Source organism: Asaia sp. SF2.1 (assembly GCF_000505765.1).
Taxonomy (GTDB): Bacteria; Pseudomonadota; Alphaproteobacteria; order Acetobacterales; family Acetobacteraceae; genus Asaia; species Asaia bogorensis.
Genome location: NZ_AYXS01000034.1, coordinates 161,242 through 165,766 on the forward strand (window position 1 = coordinate 161,242; position 4,525 = coordinate 165,766).

Here is a 4,525-nt window from a genome sequence, read left to right on the forward strand (position 1 = left end):
GGAACAGCACAACCGAGCCGGTATCCAATGTCGCTTCGCCGGGGGGCAGGCTGATCAGCCCCTGTGTTGCACCCAGACGGTTGAAATCACCTGAGGTCGGCATGGGGCGCGGTATCGCAATGACCATGCCGGTGTCGTCCTGAACGAGCTGGGCGGGAACAAGTCGGGTCATGTTGGCCAGCGGTGCCAGAGAGGCCCCCAGCCGTACAGGGCGAGGGCTTACCGAAAGTCCCTGGGCACGCAGCAGGGCAGGCACGACATGGCGACTGCAACAGGTAAGGGCCGAGACAGGATTGCCCGGTAAAGCAAAGACCGGCTTGCCTGCGGGCGAGATGCCAAACCAGAAAGGTTTGCCGGGGCGCTGGGCCACCTTGTGGAATATGGTGCGCACGCCCAGCGCAGCGAGGGCCTGCGGGACGAAATCGAACTGCCCCATCGATACGCCCCCGCTGATGACCAGAACATCCTGTTCCGCCAGAAGCGCGCCAAGCTGATCTGTCAGCGTTGCCAGATCATCGGGTAACACCGCAAAGCTCTGACGGGTAAAGCCCTTGCGGGCAAGCGAGGCGGCTATGGCATATTCATTCGAGCGGCGTATCTGCCAGTCTGCAACAGGCGCATCGGGGGCTACAAGCTCGTCGCCTGTCGAGATGATGGCGATTGAGGGAATCTGCGCGACGAGGGGATGGCTGACTCCATTGGCGGCCAGCACGGCCAGATCGGGCGGGGAAAGGCTGATGCCTGCGCGCAGCAGGACGTCGCCCGCGGCGCAATCCGCACCCCGACGATGGATATGCTGCCCAATTTGTGGATGAGATGAAGCGTGCAGGGTGATCAGGCCGTCCTCCACGCTGTAATGCTCACGCGGGATGATCGTGTCAGCGCCGGTCGGCAGGACAGATCCTGTCATGACGGCGATGCAGGGCACGACAAAAGATCCTGCGTCTGCTGGCGCAGGCTGAGGGGGCAGGGTGAGGGGAGCATGTCCGGCAGGCTGCGTTGCTGCCAGCCGGAAAATCCGGTCCTGTGCCTGCCAGCGCACGGCAATGCCATCGAGAATGACGCGATCATAAGGCGGGAGCGCACGCTCGGCCCGAACATCCTGGCGAAGCACGCGCCCGGTGCATTGAGCGAGGGGCACAGCCTCGACAGGAAACGGCACAAGCGTTTCACCAATCAGACGCTCGGCGGTCTCTATATCCAGCAGATCACCCATATATGCCCCCCAAGGAACCCTGACAGCCACGATATTTCAGATATGCCGAGTCCGGCATCAGGCCCTCAGATGGGGCGGAACCGGGCCAAAGGCAAATATATCCCCGCATGTGTTGTGTCTTTTGCGTAACAGAAGCAACGGTGTCGTGCACGATGAGACCTGAGTGGGCAACTTCGCGATGATCTGACGGGTTGTTGGCTTTTGGCCATCGTGATGCGCTGGATGGGCAAGTAATGTCTGATCTCTGGCGCGTAACGAAGGCGTAAGCCGGGGCGTGGCAGGATGTCGCAGAGCTGAGGAATTCAGGTATGGCGGCGGTGGAAAGGGCCCCAGACATTGTCTGAAACAGATGATTGAAGGCCCCGGAGACCTATGCTAGTCCATGACCGAACCGAACGGTCATTTTCAGCTCAGGCGATGAGAATTCGGGATTACAGAGCCAAAAACTGAGTTGCTGCGCGCAAGGGCGGGGCAACGCCGAGAGGATGCACATGGCGCAGGGCGACGAGCAGGATAATCGCGCATCGCAGGGTGATGACGATAAGAACAGCAAGCAGGACAAGAAAAACGGGGGCAAGAAACGCAGCCCCCTTTTGCGTATCATTCTGATTGCTGTTGTCGTTGTCGTGGTGATCGTCTGGATCGCCTACTGGCTGCTGACACGCAACCAGATCGAGACGGATGATGCCTATACGACAGGACGCAAGGTTTCGATTGCGCCTCATGTGAACGGCTATGTCACCCAGCTTCTGGTGAATGACAACCAGTTCGTCCATGCCGGGCAGCTTCTGGTCAAGATCGATGACCGCGACTACATCGCCTCATTGCACAAGGCTGAAGCCAGTATTGCACAGGCTCAGGCCAATTTTGCCGCTGCCACGCAGATGGTGATGGTCGCCAAGCAGAACTTCCCCGGTCGCCTGATTGCGGCCAAGGGCGCTCTTGCTTCGGCGCAGGCCCAACTTTTCAAGGCCGAGACGGATTATCGTCGCCAGCACAGCGTGTCCCGCGCTGCGACCACGCAGCAGGATATCGACTACTCGAAGGCCGCGCTCGACCAGGCTCACGCCGAGGTCATGCGCGCTGAAGGTGAATTGCAGCAGGCCACCCCGGTCAAGCCGAACATCGAGAACCAGGAAGCCACGATGAAGCAGCAGAACGCTGCCCTCAAGGCGGCCGAGGCTGATCTTGTTCAGGCACAGCTGAATTACGGCTGGACCGAAGTGCGCGCACCGCATGATGGCTGGATCTCGCAGCGTAATGTCGAGCAGGGCGATTTCGTCCAGACTGGCCAGAAGCTGTTCTCTGTGGTCGAGCCTGAAGTCTGGGTTGTTGCGAACTACAAGGAAACGCAGATTCAGAAGATGCGTCCCGGCCAGAAGGTCGAGATCGAGGTCGATGCCTATCCCAACCTGACCCTGCATGGCCATGTGGATTCCATCCAGCTCGGTGCGGGTGCCGCGTTCAGCGCCTTTCCGCCCGAGAACGCGACGGGCAACTTCGTGAAGATCGTCCAGCGCGTCCCGGTCAAGATCCTGATCGATAGCGGGCTCGACCCCAATGTGCCGCTGCCGCTTGGCGTCTCTGTCGTGCCGACGGTGACCGTCCAATGAGCGACGCGTCCAGCGAAAACAACCATGCCGACTGGAAGCCCAAAGCCAACCCCTGGTTGATTGCAGTGGTTGTGACGCTGGGCGCCTTCATGGAGGTGCTCGACACCACCATCATCAATGTGGCGCTCCCGCATATTTCGGGCGCGCTCGGCAGTTCCTATGACGATGCCACCTGGGCGCTCACCTCCTATCTGGTGGCAAACGGTATCGTGCTGACGATCTCGGCATGGTTCGGCAAGCTGCTGGGGCGCAAGCGCTACTTCCTGATCTGCATCGCCATGTTCACGGTGTCGTCGTTCCTTTGCGGATTATCGACAAGCCTGCCCATGCTGATCGTTTTCCGCCTGATGCAGGGTTTCTTCGGGGGTGGGCTTCAGCCAAACCAGCAATCCATCATTCTGGACACGTTCCCGCCTGAAAAGCGCGGTGCGGCTTTCGGTCTGACCGCCATTGCCACCATCGTCGCCCCCATTCTCGGCCCGCTGCTTGGTGGTTATCTGGTCGATAACTATTCCTGGCGCTGGATTTTCTACGTCAACGTGCCTTTCGGTATCCTGACCCTCATCGGCGTTTCGGCGCTTGTGGAGGACCCGCCATGGGAGAAGCAGAAGCGCGAAAAGGTCGATGTCATCGGCATCTGCCTGATCTCGCTCGGTCTCGGCTGCCTCGAAGTCATGGCCGATCGCGGTGAGGATGATGATTGGTTCGGCTCGAACTTCATCATCATCATGGCGGCGCTTGGCGTGGCCGGGGTGGTGGGTGCTGTGATCTGGCTGCTGCGCGCCAAGAACCCGCTGCTCAATCTTGCCATCTTCAAGGATCGCAATTTTGCTGTTGGGACGTTCCTGATGGCGATGGTGGGTGGTCTGCTTTACGCCTCCGCCATTATCGTGCCCCAGTTTGCCCAGCAGGTTCTGGGCTACACGGCCACGATCTCGGGTGAGGTGCTCGCACCGGGCGGGGCTGTGATCATCTGTCTTATCCCGATTGTGGGCAAGCTGATGGGCTTCGTTCAGGTGCGCAATCTGATCGCGTTCGGCTTTTTCCTGATGGGGCTGGCCATGTTCTATTCGGCGCAGCTCGTGCCGACCACGAGTTATGCCCATCTGGTGGAATATCGTATCTTCCAGACGTCGGCTCTGGCCTTCCTGTTCGTGCCCATTTCGACAATTGCCTATTCGACCCTGCCCAAGGAGCTGAACTCCGATGCTTCGGCCATGTTCAGCATGTCGCGTAACTATGTGGGCTCTCTGGCAATCTCGCTCGCCACGGCAGCGATTACAGAAACCAAGCAGGTACGTCAGAGCCTGATGGCGCATTGGTCGTCCGACTATAATGCCAACGGACAGGATTACCTCAACACAGTGCAGAAGGTGGCGACCGATGCCGGTCTGACCCAGTCGGCCGCGCATCAATATGCCGTACACAGCTATTATCAGAGTTTCATGCAGCAGGTGTCGATGGTGGCCTACAACCAGACCTTCATGGTGATTGGCATCATGGCGTTCTTTGTCGTGCCCTTCTGCTTCCTGTTGTCCCCGGTGGCCAAGAAAGGCCCGGCCGGAGGTGCCCATTGATGACCCGTTTCACGATTTCCCGGAGCCATGACTTGAAGACTGGCCGTTCCCCGCGTGCGCTCATGCTGTGCGGTGCTTCCCTCGCCATGGTCCTTTCGCTGCCGGGCTGCGTCGGGCCG

3 protein-coding genes are annotated in these 4,525 nt (G+C 59.6%); 2 read left to right on the forward strand and 1 reads right to left on the reverse strand.

Annotated elements, in window-relative coordinates; genetic code table 11:
* Positions 1–1,216, reverse strand: a 1,216-nt coding sequence (locus tag P792_RS37675; RefSeq protein WP_051395932.1) for a molybdopterin molybdotransferase MoeA, incomplete at its 3' end; no start/stop codon positions are given.
* A gap of 491 nt (positions 1,217–1,707) precedes the next feature.
* On the opposite strand from P792_RS37675, the gene P792_RS31940 reads away from it, so the two are divergent.
* Entirely contained in the window at positions 1,708–2,829 is a 1,122-nt protein-coding gene (locus P792_RS31940; RefSeq protein WP_023979419.1) for an HlyD family secretion protein, read from the forward strand.
* The gene (locus tag P792_RS31945) at positions 2,826–4,406 is read left to right on the forward strand and encodes a DHA2 family efflux MFS transporter permease subunit (protein WP_023979420.1); all 1,581 of its coding nucleotides are present in this window, start codon (positions 2,826–2,828) and stop codon (positions 4,404–4,406) included. Before P792_RS31940 ends, P792_RS31945 begins: the two co-directional genes overlap by 4 nt.
* Positions 4,407–4,525 lie beyond the last annotated feature (119 nt).

What these genes read in the sequence shown, in the direction of transcription:
- P792_RS31945 (WP_023979420.1), top strand. Translation starts at nt 2,826, where the DNA reads ATGAGCGACGCGTCCAGCGAAAACAACCATGCCGACTGGAAGCCCAAA.
- P792_RS31940 (WP_023979419.1), top strand. Translation starts at nt 1,708, where the DNA reads ATGGCGCAGGGCGACGAGCAGGATAATCGCGCATCGCAGGGTGATGAC.